The sequence below is a fragment of the Collinsella tanakaei genome, assembly GCF_030373545.1.
GTDB classification, from domain to species: Bacteria; Actinomycetota; Coriobacteriia; order Coriobacteriales; family Coriobacteriaceae; genus Collinsella; species Collinsella tanakaei_C.
The window spans coordinates 81157-93994 of record NZ_JAUDCO010000004.1 but is presented as its reverse complement, the minus strand read 5'-3'; the positions used below and the strand labels follow the sequence as shown (position 1 = coordinate 93994).

The 12838-nt window shown below is 65.2% G+C and carries 8 protein-coding genes and 1 tRNA gene; 6 read left to right on the top strand and 3 right to left on the bottom strand.

What is annotated here, in order from left to right:
• Nucleotides 1–720: 720 nt before the first annotated feature.
• Nucleotides 721–1935 (bottom strand): iron-containing alcohol dehydrogenase, encoded by a 1215-nt coding sequence (locus tag QUW00_RS04505; protein WP_235421917.1) that lies wholly within the window; start codon nt 1933–1935, stop codon nt 721–723.
• 405 nt (nt 1936–2340) lie between these two features.
• Between QUW00_RS04505 and QUW00_RS04500 the strand changes: the two genes are divergently transcribed.
• Complete coding sequence (locus tag QUW00_RS04500) at nt 2341–3423, top strand: hypothetical protein (protein WP_289613200.1); 1083 nt, start codon at nt 2341–2343, stop codon at nt 3421–3423.
• Nucleotides 3423–4478 (top strand): hypothetical protein, encoded by a 1056-nt coding sequence (locus QUW00_RS04495; protein WP_289613199.1) that lies wholly within the window; start codon nt 3423–3425, stop codon nt 4476–4478. Before QUW00_RS04500 ends, QUW00_RS04495 begins: the two co-directional genes overlap by 1 nt.
• A gap of 51 nt (nt 4479–4529) precedes the next feature.
• On the opposite strand, the gene QUW00_RS04490 is transcribed toward QUW00_RS04495, so the two are convergent.
• A complete protein-coding gene (locus QUW00_RS04490) occupies nt 4530–5072 on the bottom strand; it encodes a biotin transporter BioY (RefSeq protein ID WP_289613198.1) in 543 nt (180 codons plus the stop codon).
• A 292-nt stretch (nt 5073–5364) separates the two neighbouring features.
• On the opposite strand from QUW00_RS04490, the gene QUW00_RS04485 reads away from it, so the two are divergent.
• From QUW00_RS04485 to QUW00_RS04470, 4 genes are all read left to right on the top strand, one after another.
• Entirely contained in the window at nt 5365–7065 is a 1701-nt protein-coding gene (locus QUW00_RS04485) for a zinc-ribbon domain-containing protein (RefSeq protein WP_289613197.1), read from the top strand.
• Nucleotides 7066–7205: 140 nt separating this feature from the next.
• A tRNA-Glu gene (locus tag QUW00_RS04480) sits at nt 7206–7282 on the top strand.
• Between the two features lie 332 nt (nt 7283–7614).
• On the top strand, nt 7615–8928 hold the full coding sequence (locus QUW00_RS04475; RefSeq protein WP_289613196.1) for a uracil-xanthine permease family protein: 1314 nt from the start codon (nt 7615–7617) through the stop codon (nt 8926–8928).
• Nucleotides 8929–8955: 27 nt separating this feature from the next.
• Nucleotides 8956–10362 carry an amidohydrolase family protein gene (locus QUW00_RS04470; RefSeq protein ID WP_289613195.1) on the top strand — a complete coding sequence of 469 codons (1407 nt, stop codon included), beginning with the start codon at nt 8956–8958 and terminating at the stop codon, nt 10360–10362.
• 158 nt (nt 10363–10520) lie between these two features.
• Here the strand turns inward: QUW00_RS04470 and QUW00_RS04465 are convergent, their stop codons facing one another.
• Nucleotides 10521–12617, bottom strand: coding sequence for a glutamine synthetase III family protein (locus tag QUW00_RS04465; protein WP_289613194.1), 2097 nt, complete (start codon nt 12615–12617; stop codon nt 10521–10523).
• Nucleotides 12618–12838: the final 221 nt, after the last annotated feature.

Sequence of the window (12838 nt, the reverse complement as noted above, 5' to 3'; positions counted from 1 at the left end):
GCGCACGCCGCCCGCGACGTATTAACGGTGATCAGGGGTTTTCAATCCACCACACTGTGGCGACTTGCTCGAAGGGCCCCGCACGCTCGCGGCGAGGCTCCCAAGAAGCTGCTGGAAACCGAGCTCGTATACGAAGTGGGGCCTTGCACGCTCGTGGTGCAGCTCCCGCGCCTCGCTCTTAGGGCCCTCCCCAGCGCCAAATAGGACCCCGCGTGCGCTCGTGATGCGCCTCGTGGTCACGACGATACGATAATTGTCAGAACGGCGCACTCGAAGCCCTCCGATAGGACCGTTTTTTGCCTCTAGAGAGCCCGCCGGATCACCCTGAAAAGCCATCGGACAATGGGTGCATCGTATTATATTGTTTTTATATAGTCGTGCGAAGCCCTTCAGAACCCCCGATGACAGTTATCGGCCTCTCGTGACCACCGAGCGAAATACGAACGTCAAAACCGCGCGCACGCGCCCCGTGGCCGACCGGCGCATGCAAAACAAAACGGTGGAAGGTCGCGAAACGCAAAAGCCGCACCGAAGATCATGAACTCCACCATTCCCGGACTCCGAAAGAGAGGTCCGCAAGGCGGGACAGCTTGCTTTTTCTCGGCAGGACTGGCGCACGCTCGCATCGACGACGCGCGAAACGTCTGACGTGTCACCGCATCAAAAAGGCCCCCGAGAGACTCGGGGGCCTTTCGCACGAATCAATGAGTCGAGCGTGGATTAGAAGTCGACGTCCTGGTCGTTGTAGACGCACTCGAGGAGCTTCTCCATCTCCTCCTGGGACGGCTGACGCGGGTTGGAGCCGGTGCAGGCGTCGAGGATGGCGTTGGCAGCAACGTCGGCCTTCTTGGCCTCGAACTCGGCGTAGTCGATGATGGACTCGTCGGCCTTCACGCCGCCCTTGCCGTAGTTCTTGATGCCCTGCGGGATGTCCAGCTTGTCGTTGAGGTCGCGGATGCACTGAACGAGCGCGGCGACGAGCTCGTCTTCGGTCTCGCCCTCAAGGTGCAGGATGTCCTTGGCGATGAAGGCATAGCGGCTCTTGGCGCGGGCGTCCTTGGCGTTGAACTGGATGACCTTGCCGAGGTACATGGCGTTAGCGCAGCCGTGGATGATGTGGTCGCCGGTGAAGGCGGCACCGGTCTTGTGGGCCATGGAGTGCACGATGCCCAGCAGGCCCGAGGAGAAGGCGATGCCGGCGATGCACTGCGCGTCGTGCATGTGCTGGCGGGCCTCATGGTCGCCCTGATAGGACTTGGGCAGCCACTCGACGATCTCGCGGATGGCGTGCAGGGCGTTGCCGTCGGTGTACATGGAGCCGGCGGTGGAGACATAGGCCTCGATGGCGTGGGTCAGAGCGTCCATACCGGTGTGAGCGCAGAGCTTCTGCGGCATGGTGTAGGTGAGCTCGGGGTCGACGATGGCCACGTCGGGCGTGATGTTGAAGTCGGCCAGCGGGTACTTGATGCCCTTCTCGTAGTCGGTGATGACGGAGAACGCGGTGACCTCGGTCGCGGTGCCGGAGGTGGAGGCGATGGCGCAGAAGTGAGCCTTGGTGCGCAGCTCGGGGAAGCTGAACGGCACGATGGCCTGCTCGAAGGTCTCCTCAGGATACTCATAGAACAGCCACATGGCCTTGGCAGCGTCGATCGGCGAGCCGCCACCGATGCCGATGATCCAGTCGGGCTGGAACTCGAGCATGGCCTCGGCGCCGCGCTTCACGGTCTCGACGGACGGGTCGGACTCGACGCCCTCGAAGATCTGAACCTCGAAACCGGCCTCCTTGAGGTCAGCCTCGACGTCCTGCAGGAAGCCGCCGCGACGCATGGAGCCGCCGCCGGTGACGATCATGGCGCGGGAGCCCTTGAGGTTCTTGACCTCGTGGCGAGCACCCTCACCGAAGTACAGATCGCGCGGATTGGTAAAACGTCCCATTCTTTGCCTCCAAATCTGCAGGCCGACCGTTCGACCTGCACATACAACGGGGCACCCGATGTCCCCGTTAGGACCAAAGGAGCCGTCGCGCGCCCAAAGGCCGCGGCGCGGAGCCCGAAGGCCCGTCGCTATTTTAGCGCTTTGGAAACATCTTCGAAACAGTTTGGGCGCATTTTTCGCTCCGCGAGCCGGACAAAACGACAGCGCGGGAACGCGCCCGTGTGTCGGTTATTTCGCTTGCGTGGAAGCGCACCGACGGCATCCCGCATGTGCTCCTCGCGATCCGTGCGCACGCGTCCGACGCGCCCGCCCATGTGTGTTTCATCCCTTCGCGCAAGCGCTCCCCCACGTGTGCGATGAGCGCTACACTGTAGAAATTCCATTTCGCATCGGAAAGGAGGCGCCGTGGCGTTCGATCCCATCCAGGAGGACTGTTTGCGTCTCATCCTCGAGGCGATGCGCCGCGAGCGCATCTACCCGCTGGACGACGCGACGTTCATCGAGCGCGGCATGAAGCAGTTCCGCGAGGACCCCTCGCAGCTCATCACCTGCGACCGCGACCGATCGTTCCACCTCACCGCCCGCGCGACCGAGATCTTGGACTACCACGTCCCCTTCTTCACAGACGAGGTCGCCATCGAGCGCGAGGAGACCCGCGCGGAGAACTTCCTGCGCGAGGCCGTCGACCTCGATGAGGGCAACTGGGATGCCCGCCGCATGCTCGCCGCACTCGAGGCGCAGTCCAACGACGCGTACGTGAGCTACCTGCTCGACAACCGCGAAGCCGTCGAGCGCGACGTCCTTGCCGCCGTCGAGGGCGCCCGCGATGTCTACGACCGCGAATATGCGAGCGATTTGGCGTATCGACCGCTGCTCAGATGGCTGGCGGCAACCGCCTCTCGCGCCGTGATCGCCGGCCAATACCGCCTGGCCTACCAAACGGTTGAGGAGAGCCTCGAGGTGGCGCCCGGAGACCCCGCCGACATTCGACATACCGGCATGCTCGCCTTGGCCAAGCTCGAGGCAAGCGCTCGGGACATCAAGCAGTACCGGTCGCGCCACGCCATCGCCTATCAGATCGCAGGGCCCCTGCGCCGCCGCCATCACGGCGCCGAGAAGTCGCCCGACGCGTGGACGCTGCTGGCGCAGATGTGCGTCGCGTACCGCTCGTTTGACTACCGCGGCGCCGACCGCGCCCTGCACGCCCTCATGCGCGCCTACCCCGATGCCGCTCAGCCGCTGTTCTACCAAGCGGAGTTCCCCGACGGCATCTACGCGCGCGTCAATGTGAACCCCGGCAGCCAAGACGAGCTCATCCTCGCCATCAGCGAAGCGACCCCGCTGCTGCAGGAGGGTATCGGCACGCCCGACAACGCGTGCTTCTCGGCATGGCTTGCCGGCCACGAGCTCGTCCAGCGGTCGCTTCGCGAGCACACACCGCAGACACCGGGCGGCGTCGGGCGCACGAGCGCGGGAGGGGACAACTGATGGAGCCTCGCGAATACGTGCCCGCATACCTCGAACGCGAGTATCTGGCGTCCCACGAGGACCTTACCCCCGCAGCCTGCAGGCTCGTGCACGACGAGATCATGCGTGACCCGACCCGTTACGCCACATCCGATCACGCGCGCGCCCTGCTCTCCTACGCCCGGGTGCACGAGGGGCTCATGTTCGAGCTCGATCGGATGGAGGAGCTCTCCGACCAGGAGTTTGACAAGCGCCGCGAGCGCCTGTTTGCCGATACCCGCGCCAAGCTGCGCGAGATCGTTGCCGCAGATCGTCTGTGCGTGGACGCCCAGCTCGTCAACATCCTGCTCGCCGACGTCCCCATCGACGCATGCCTGAACGACCTTATGCAGCTCGAGGACTCGGTGCGCACCCAGCTGCAGGCCGATCCCGCCTTCAGCGACGACGCGCCGCATTTTTGGCATGAGGACCGGCTCGCGGGCATCACCGCCGCCGAGCGGACCGGCACCGATCCGACGATGATCGGATGGCTCCATACGCTCGAAGCCATCTCCCAGCTCAGCCTGGCAAGCGCGCGCTACCGTGCCGCGGCCGAATACGCCCGAAAGGTCATGCGCGCCCAGGGTTATCGCAACCATGCCGTGGGAACCGTGCTGCTCGCGCTCGCTCGGCTGGAGGACGAGGAGGGATTCTTCGCCGTGGCGCAACAGGCCTCACCGCAGGCCCCGGGCGCCGAGCAGGACGAAGGGGCCGGCAGCGTGGAGGACTCCCCGTGGTACCTGCTCGGCCGCACCTTGCTGCTCTACAAGCTCGGACGGCGCAAGAACGCGCGCCGCGCGCTCAAGGACTTCGCGGCCCGTTGCGAGGGCGGGGCGTTTTTCCTGCTCAACCCCACCTACTTGACGCCCTACCTGCCTGTACGTCCGCCGGTGCGCGAGGCGTGGGAGCTCTCGCACCAAGCGGTATGGGAAGCCGACGGCATCATCGTGGACACTCCGGACTTCTGCGCCTGGGCGGCCTCGATCGAAGGCATCGAGGACATCTCCGAGAACTTCGCCCATCAGTACGGGTTCTAGCCTGACGGTTCGGGCGGAGCGTCTCCGCGCAGCAAACCTGCGGGAACAGAATCAGGCGTGTCGCGACACGCGGCCCGCGGCGCGGGCAACTGCGCAGCCCACCTGCGCGCCCACGACGAGCTTGACGACATCGGGAATCACGAAAGGCACGACCGCGACCAACAGCGCCGCAGCGACGTCCATCGAGCCGATGACCATAAGCTGAAACGTTCCGCAGGCATACGAGATAAGCAGCAACACCGCATCGGCAACGAGTGTGCGCGCAAGCAGAGGCAACTGCGCGGGCAGCAATTCCTTGACAGTCGTGGCCGCCAGCATGCCGATCAAGAAGCCCCACAAAAAGCCGCCGGTCGGACCGAAGATCGATGCAATCCCACCGGAGAAACCCGAGAACACCGGCAGGCCGATTGCTCCCAACAGCAGATAGACGGCAACGGACACGCACGCGCCCGCACGGTCGAGGGCGGCGGGAAGCATGGCGAGGGCGAGCGTCTGCAACGTAAAGGGAACCGGGCCGATGGGCAGCGTGACCCACGCCGAGACGGCGAGCAGCGCAACCGAAACACCGACATAGGCAATCTGACGAGTATTCATGGCTCCCCCTCGTATGTGGCCGGATGCCCCAATCTGCGAGACAACGCGGCCAGTATAGCAACGTCCCTTGCGCAAAATCGCCGGATTCGTGTATTCGCTGTGTGCCGTCCTTCGCGGCGCAGGTCAACGGCCGATTGAGCGAGACGCATCCGTACGCCAGCCGAGACCGCTGGCCAAGGCATGCGCCGCACGCGGCGCTCGGGCGCATGCGCAGCCGCACGCGAAGTTGCGCAACACCGCGTGCGGTCGCGCACTAGAATGGGACGGGAACGCGAACCGAGAGGGGACGACCATGAAGTGCACGAACTGCGGGAACACGATTCCCGACAACGCACGGTTCTGCTCGCACTGCGGAGCAGCCGTTGCCGCGGAGCCCCAGGCACCTGGCTCCGCGAACCCCGAGCAGAGCTCGTCCGGCGAAACGCGCGAGCAGCCCGCGCACCCCGGCCGTCGCCGCACGGCACTCATCGCAGTCGCGGTCGTGGCGCTCATCGCGGCGCTCGGCTGCGGCGCATGGTTCCTGTTGCCACGCGTGCTCGGCCCCAAAGTCGTGCTCAACCTTCAGGACGTGCCGGACGAGGCTTTCCGCACCTACCTTGCTCAGAAGGTGGACACCGACGGCAACAGCGGCATCGACCAGGAGGAGGCCGATGCCGTCACGGCGATTGGCGATACCTCGGCGGACGCGGTCGCAGGCAACGGCCTTGCCGGCCTCGGCATCACCAACCTGGAGGGTATCTCGACCTTCTCCAACCTCACGCAGCTCGTCTGCGCCGACAACCAGCTGACGGAGCTGGACCTCTCGGGACTGGCCAACCTTACCGATCTCAACTGCTCATCCAACCAGCTGGGGAGCCTCGACGTCTCCGACCAGGCAGATCTTACCGACCTCGACTGCTCGAACAACCAGCTGACGGACCTCGACCTCACGTCAAACGACGCCCTTGCCTCCGTCAGCTGCGATGACAACAAGGACCTGTCCTCCCTCACGCTGCCCAAGGGCGACGCCTTGAGCTCGGTGCACGCCACCGGTTGCGCCCTGGAGAGCATCGACCTCGCTGGGCTGTCCGGCCTCGCCGACATTCAACTCGACGACGCCGTCCAGATCTCGGGCGACGCCGCGACGGTGGACGACCAGGCTCGCGACAACCTGGAGCTTCTCGCCACGCTCTACACCTATTGCGTGGAGCCCGAGCCCTGGCAGCAGACCATCTCGACCGTCCGGGCGCAGGCGGGCGATGCAGACGTCGACGCACAGCTCGTATGGATTTCGCTCACGCTGAGCGACGCGTTCGTCCTGACGCATGGCGAGACGAACCAGAACGCCTCGGGCGACCCGCTGGGCGTGGCCACGTCCCATGAGCTCGGCATGAGCTACACCCTGACCGACGACGGCGTGCGCACGATTCTCGCGACCTATTACGGCTCGGCGCCCGATGACCTCTCCTACCTCCACAACGCCTCGAACGCGCTCATGTACGACGCGTCCACAGGCACCTGGACCGCGGCCGTGGGCACCGCCCCCGTCGGCGAGACCGTCTGGACGGGCAATTTCACCTCGTACGGCACCTATCTCGCATACGACCTGGCGATGCTCATCCTGCCCGGCACCGACGCGCCCCGCCTGTGCTACTACCACGTGGTCGCGCAGCAAAGCGAGGCCAGCGCGCTCGGGTACCGAATGGTCTCGCTCTCGGCGGCGGACGACCTCTCCGCGAGTTTCCCCGACGCCGCGGCCGCCTACGACGAATTGATGTCGACACCGGTTTCGCTCAGCGGCGAATGGGATATGCAGGGGACCACACGCAACGTCCTGTTCCATACGGATGGAACCTGCTGGGTCAACATGCAGAAAGGAAGCTGGACGAGCCCGGACTCCAGGACCGTGATCGTTTTGGAGCCCGAAAGGATAACCTTTACGTACGACCCGATCACGACCGACATGGTCGACCAGGACGGCAACGTGTGGTCCTACTACAGCTACAAAGGGTAGGCGCTGCGCGCCGCCTGACGCGGCCGATGCGGTTGGGCGCGACGGCAACGGCACCGTGCGAAGCCGGCAGATTCGTGTATTCGCCGTGTGCTGCCCGTCGCGGCGCACGTCAACGATAATCTGCTATACTCAACTGCGCTGTCCCCATCGTCTAGCGGCCTAGGACGTCGCCCTTTCAAGGCGAAGATCACGGGTTCGAATCCCGTTGGGGGCACCATTGACCTCCCAAGCCCGGTGCGCCTGCGTGCCGGGCTTTTTGCTGCCACGGGCCGGGATTCGAACCCGGTGGGGTCGCGAGGCTGAGCAAACGCGCCGAGCGTTTGCCAGCGAGCGCGCGAGGGCGCGCAAGCGCCCGGAGCCGCGGACGCCGCAGGCGGACGCGAATCCCGTTGGGGGCACCATCGACCTCCCAAGCCCGGTGCGCCTGCGTGCCGGGCTTTTCGCTGCCACGGGCCCGAAATGTCCCAATTTTCTCCTGGCCCCTTTTGGGATATGCCGCGCTTGGACTATGCTCATAGCTGTCATGTTCAAAGCGTGGGAAGGAACCACATGGCATCCGAAAACAACCTCGTCCTGGGCGTCAACGATCGCGTTGAACCGCTGAAAGCGGTGGGTCTTGCATTCCTGCACGTCCTCGCCATGGACCTGTACGTGTGCCCCATCGTCCTATCGGCGATGCTCGGCCTCGACACCGAAGGCACCAACCAGCTCATCCAGATCTGCTTCTTCACGGCGGGCATCGCCACCCTTATCCAGACGGGTCTGGGCATCAAGCTCCCCGTCGTCCAGGGCGCCAGCTTCGTCGCGCTGTCGGCGCTTGCAACCATCGGCGCGAACGGCGGCATGGCGATGATGGTCGGCAGCATCATCCCCGGCGCCATCATCCTCATCCTGCTCGGCGTCACCAAGCTGTTCGCCAAAATCGTACGCCGCTGCATTCCGCCCTACATCGGCGGTCTCATCATCGTGATCGTCGGTCTGTCGCTCACCCCCACCGCCGCGGGCGGCGTCTTCAGCATCGACGGCGGCCTCGCCGCCAACCTGGCGCCCGGCCTTGCCGCCATGGTCACCCTCGTCATCATGAACGTCATCGCCTACAAGACCGGCTACAAGCACCACCTCGTGAGCGTCCTGTCCGTCCTGTGCTCGCTGGCCGTCGGTTGCGTCGCCGCTGCCATCGTGGGCGTGCTCGACTTCTCGACCGTCGTCACCTCCGCGTGGTTTGCCATGCCCATGCCGTTCCACTTCGGCATGCCGGTCTTTGACATCCCCTCGATCGTGCTCATGACCTTCATCTACTTCATCGTGCTCATCGAGACCACCGGCGTGTGGTTCACCGTCGGCGATGTCACCAACGAGGAGCTCACCGACGAGCGCCTGAACCACGCCGTCATCGGCGAGGGCCTGGGCTGTCTCGTGGGGTCGCTGTTCGGCGGCACCCCGCTCACCGGCTACTCCACCAACGCCGGCATCATCTCCATCACCAAGGTCGCGAGCCGCGTCGTCGTCATGGTCGCCGGTATCATCCTCGTCGTGCTCGGCATGTGTCCCAAGCTCATGGCCGTCATCTCGTCGGTGCCCGAGGCCGCCATCTGCGGCGTGCTGCTCGTCGTGTGCCAGATCCTTGTGGTCAACGGCCTGCGCATCATCATCAACTCCCAGCTCGACCAGAAGAAGATGCTGGTCATCGGCCTGTCCCTCATCTTCACGGTCGGCAGCCTCGTGCTGTCCGCCGACGTCAAGGCCGAGTTCCCCGTCATGCTGCAGTACCTGGTGAGCAGCGGCACCGCGGTCGGCGGCATCATCGCCGTCGTACTCAACCTGCTGCTGCCGGGCGATCCCGCAGCGAACAGCGAGGAGTAACTCGTCGCGCATTGGAAAGGAGCAGCAATGTCTGACGCTTCCCGCCTGAAAGCCATCCTCGGCTCGTTTTTCCACACCCCTGCCTACGGCGACTTCGAGCTTCTGGAACACACCCTCATCGAACTCGACGACGCCGGCGTGATCGAGCGCATCATCCGTCCGGACGACACCGACTACGCCGAGCGCGTCGCCGCCGCACGGACGGCGGGCGAGCGCGAGCCCGGCTCGTTTGCAGAGCTTGCGTCCGATACGTTCATCCTGCCCGGCTTCGTGGACCTGCACGTCCACGCGCCCCAGTGGCCGCAGGCCGGCGTCGCCCTCGACGAGCCGCTGAACGTGTGGCTCGACCAGCGCACGTTCCCGCTCGAGGCTCGCTTCGCCGACCCCGAGTTCGCCTACACCGTGGGCTACGACCTAGCGCGCACGTTCCTGTCGCGCGGCACCACCACGACGCTGTACTTTGCCAGCGCGCACCTCGACGGCAGCTATGCCGTTTCGCGCGCCTGCGCCGCAGCCGGTCAGCGAGCCATCGTCGGCAAGGTCGTCATGGACGACCCTGCGTCCAACCACGATTTCTATCGGGACGCCACCCCCGAGCAAGCCCTTGTCGACACCGAGGAGTTCCTCGCGCGCGTCGAGGCGCTCGACGCGCAGGGCCGTGCGGCCGACCCGCGCTTCGCAGGCGCCTACGCCGCCGTGACGCCGCGCTTCATCCCCAGCTGCACCGACGAGGCGCTCGCCGGCCTGGGGCAGATCGCCGCCGCGCACGACGCCTATATCCAGTCGCATTGCAACGAGGGCCAGTGGGAACACGGCGTGGCAATCGAGCGCTTTGGCAAGACGGACGCCGAGGCGCTCGCAAGCTTCGGCCTGCTGGGGCCTAAATCCATCATGGCGCACTGCACGTTCATGAACGACGATGACACCGCGCTGTTCGCCGAGACGGGCACCGTCGTGGCGCACTGCCCCATCTCCAACGCGTACTTCGCCAACAGCGCCTGCCCGGTGCGCCGCATGCACGAAGCCGGCGTGCGCATCGGTATGGGCACCGACATCTCGGGCGGATTCTCGCCCAGCATGTACGACAACATCCGCCAGGCGGTCATGGCGTCGTGCATGCTCGAGGAAGGCGTCGACGCACTCGTGCCACAGGAGCGTCGCGGCGCCGGCCGGCCGTCGCGCATCTCGGCACCCGAGGCACTGTACCTCGCGACCAAGGGCGGCGCGGAGGGCCTCGGCTTGGCGACCGGCTCCTTCGAGGTCGGCCGTGCCTTCGACGCGCAGGTCATCGGCACGCGCCAGCCCTATACGGACCTCACGGGCTTCGGGGTCTTCGACGAGCCGGGCGACAAGCTCGCCCGCATCCTCTACCTGGCCACGCCGGACAACATCCGGCAGGTCTGGTGCCAGGGCAAGCTCGTCATCGAGCGTTAGCGCACACGCGGCGGCAGACATCGCCTCCGCTCTCATACCGCTCACGGTAAAGCGACGAAAGCCCGGTTGCCAACAAGGCAACCGGGCTTTCGGTTTTCGCGACGGACAGCCGCGCAATGTCCCATTTTTCTCCTGGCCCCTTTTGGGACATCAGGGCGCTACACGTAGAACAGGATCTCGTCGTAGGTCGGCACCGGCCAGTAGTCGGCCGCCACGATCTCCTCCATGGCGTCGACGGCGGTGCGCAGCGTCTCCATGGCGGGAGCCACCTCATGCGCGTAGCAGTTCGCCTGCTCCTGAGGATCGATCAGCGCCTCGGCCTTCTGGTGCAGCGCGTCGAGCGCCTTGATCGCCTCGTTGATCTCCGTGATGCCGCAGCACAGCTTGTTGAGCGTGTTCTGCTCGCAGGTCATCGCGGCTTCGGCACCGGCGGCGCGGATGGTCTCCAGGCCCTTGGCGACCTTCGTGGCGTACGCGGTGATCACGGGGCGGTACGTACGGCGCGCCTCGCGAATCATCGTCGTGGCCTCGATGTTCATGAGCTTGTTGTACTTCTCGAGCTTGACCTCGTAGCGGCTGAACGCCTCGGTCTCGGTCAGCACGCCCATGCCCTGCCACAGCGCCATGCTCTCGGGGGCCACCATCTGCGGCAGCGCGTCGGCAGTCGTGCGCAGGTTCAGCAGGCCGCGCTTCTCGGCTTCCTGCTCCCACGCCTCGGAGTAGCCGTCGCCCGAGAACAGGATGCGACGATGCTCGTTGAGCGTCTTCTTGCAGTACTCGAGTGCCGCATCGGCAAACTCGTCTGCGGGCACGTCCTCCAACGCATCGGCAAACGCCTTGAGCGACTCGGCCACCGCGGTGTCGAGCACCAGGTTGGCGTCGGACGGATTTTGCTCCGAACCCACCGCGCGGAACTCAAACTTGTTGCCGGTGAAGGCGAACGGCGAGGTGCGGTTGCGGTCGGTGTTGTCCTGCTCCAGGTTGGGCAGCACGTCGGCGCCCAGATCGAGCACGCCGTGGCGCGCATGCACGGACGCCTCGCCGTCCATAATCTTCTGCACGACCTCGGTGAGCATGTCGCCCAGGAAGATGGAGATGATCGCAGGAGGCGCCTCGTTGGCGCCCAGACGATGGTCGTTGCCGCAGCCCGCCACCGACATGCGCAGCAGGCCCTGGTACTTGTCGACCGCCTCGATGACCGCGGTGAGGAACACCACGAACTGCAGGTTCTCGAGCGGCGTGTCACCCGGATCGAACAGGTTCTCGTCCTCGGTGCCGATCGACCAGTTGTTGTGCTTGCCGGAGCCGTTGATGCCCTCGAACGGCTTCTCATGCAGCAGGCAGGTGAGGTCGAAGTTCGTGGCGACGAGCTTCATCTTCTCCATGACGAGCATGTTGTTGTCGACGCCCTCGTTGAGCTCGGTGTAGACCGGGGCGAGCTCGTGCTGGCAGGGAGCGACCTCGTTATGCTTGGTCTTGGCGGGGATGCCGAGCGCCCACAGCTCGTCGTCGAGCGCCTTCATGTACTTGGACACCGACGGACGGATGGCGCCGAAGTAGTGCTCCTCGAGCTCCTGGCCCTTGCAGGGCGGAGCGCCGAACAGCGTACGGCCGCAGATGACCAGGTCGCGGCGCTTGCGGTAGGCGTCCTTCTTGATCAAGAAGTACTCCTGCTCGAGGCCGACATTCGGAACGACACGCTTGGGATGCTTGCCAAACAGCGCCAGCACGCGCTTGGCCTGCGTGTCGAGCACCTTCATAGAGCGCAGAAGCGGCGTCTTCTTGTCGAGCGCCTCGCCGTTGTAGCCGCAAAACGCGGTGGGGATGCACAGCACGTCGTCCTTGATGAACGCGGGGCTCGTGGGATCCCAGGCGGTATAGCCGCGGGCCTCGAACGTGGCGCGCAGGCCACCGTTGGGGAAGCTCGACGCATCGGGCTCGCCCTGGATGAGGGCCTTGCCGGTGAACTTGGTGATGGCGGTGCCGTCGTGGTTGGGCTCCAGGAAGCTGTCGTGCTTCTCGGACGTGATGCCCGACAGGGGCTGGAACCAGTGCGCGTAGTGCGTGGCACCGCGCTCGATCGCCCACTCCTTCATGGCGTGCGCGACGGCATTCGCCACATCCAGGTCGAGTGGCGCGCCCCGATCGATCGTCGCAGACAGGCGTTTGTAGATATCCTTGGGAAGACGCTTGCGCATCACGTCCTCCGAGAACACCATGGTGCCGAAGCGACTGGTGAGTTCGGTATCGGCCATAGGGACTCCCTTCATATGCGCGCCGACGGGCGTCGACGCGTTATCCCAACGAACGCATTGTAGGTTACGCGACGCTCATTTCGCAGGAATTACCGCCGTGTTGCTAGGTTGAAACGAAAAATACCACGAACGCGGCCACGCGACCACGCCGAAAAGAAGGCAGGTCACGTCCGCTGTATGCGAAACGAAGCGCCCTGCCGCGCATGTCTTCTGGGACCTGC